Genomic DNA, 1,184 nt, shown 5'->3' with positions numbered 1-1,184 from the left:
GATAATGTGAGTACTCTCCCGCATATTTAAGCCTAGCGTATCTAGCTATCAGACGGTCCATCCCAGCCAGTGCAAAACACATATCTTCCCAAGACCGACGAGGGTTGTGAAAGATTCTAGATGATTGGGTGGTTAGTGATTTAAAATTCTCCTTCGAGTTCTTCCTCAAAGTAAATCTCCATGAATATTTCTTTTGTTGGTATTTTTGGTAAGACCAATTCTACTTCACCAGTCTCTACATAGTTTTGAAACTGTTCACATGCTGTTTCATGGTCACGGCATGTATCATGATTCTCACATCCATCACACGGACTTCCCATCTCGTCCATAATCTTTTTCCAGATTACGTTTGCCATGAGCCGGGCAACTTAACGAAAATCTTGTGCATAAATTTAATAGCTGTCTCATCATTCACCATCTGCGTGGGAAACCTGTACACGCTCCAGCCTTCTATAGCAGCTAAATTATACTTCTCACAGTCCTTGGCAAATCCGGCTCCAGTCACATGGCGACCTTGATTCCAAGTCCCACCTTCTATCTCTACAGCTATCATGTGCTTAGGCCATGCAAAGTCGAACCTAAACCGCCTGTCTTTTAGAAAAACGTATTCTTCTTTCCACAACCCAAGACCCAAGGTACTGTACTTCTTCTCCTCAGTACCAAAGGTCGCATCCGTAAGCTGCTGTGCAAATATTAGTTCTCCCTTACTACGGGATGTAACCACTCTCTAACTCCTTACTTGAAGGCTCTATGAGTTGAGGAACTGGCGCTCTTCTGCCCTGCTTAAACGAAAAGGGCTTTCCACTGAACCACAATGGTATCGTTGGATGCTCTGGATCATAGCGATTCTTTAAGCACGTTAGCCAGCCGTCAGGTTTCCTTGCAAACTCTTCGTTGTCCGGGTTCTCCTGCAACATTTTTTGTTTCTTCAGGTCTTTAAATATGGTGAAGGCATAGTCAGCTAAATCTGAAATCTCTCCGCATCCCTTGATGTCCATTTTATCCGGCATCTTATACTCGTTCTCACCTTTGCGCATATGGGCAACCAAATGGATATGCAACCCAGTGGTTCTTGCAGCCTCTTTCAGCATACGCACAAAGTTCTTTTGACCAAGGTTTAAATTGGCCAGATCCGTCTGAAGGTCTACCATCATGAGAGAGTCTATCACAAGATGTGTAAACTC

At 43.8% G+C, this 1,184-nt stretch carries 3 protein-coding genes; all 3 read right to left on the bottom strand.

Annotation, left to right across the window (positions count from 1 at the left end; translation table 11 throughout):
* Nucleotides 1-140: 140 nt before the first annotated feature.
* Nucleotides 141-356: a hypothetical protein gene (locus AC30RD_RS09680; protein ID WP_489494348.1), complete on the bottom strand. Its 216-nt coding sequence runs from the start codon at nt 354-356 to the stop codon at nt 141-143.
* The gene (locus AC30RD_RS09675) at nt 344-724 is read right to left on the bottom strand and encodes a hypothetical protein (RefSeq protein ID WP_489494347.1); all 381 of its coding nucleotides are present in this window, start codon (nt 722-724) and stop codon (nt 344-346) included. The genes AC30RD_RS09680 and AC30RD_RS09675 overlap by 13 nt, the downstream gene beginning before the upstream one ends.
* Nucleotides 708-1,184: P-loop NTPase family protein (locus tag AC30RD_RS09670; RefSeq protein ID WP_489494346.1), on the bottom strand; the 477-nt coding region annotated here is incomplete at its 5' end. The genes AC30RD_RS09670 and AC30RD_RS09675, both read right to left, overlap by 17 nt.

The organism is Nitrosophilus sp. (assembly GCF_982775275.1).
This window is presented reverse-complemented; position numbering and strand designations above follow the sequence as displayed.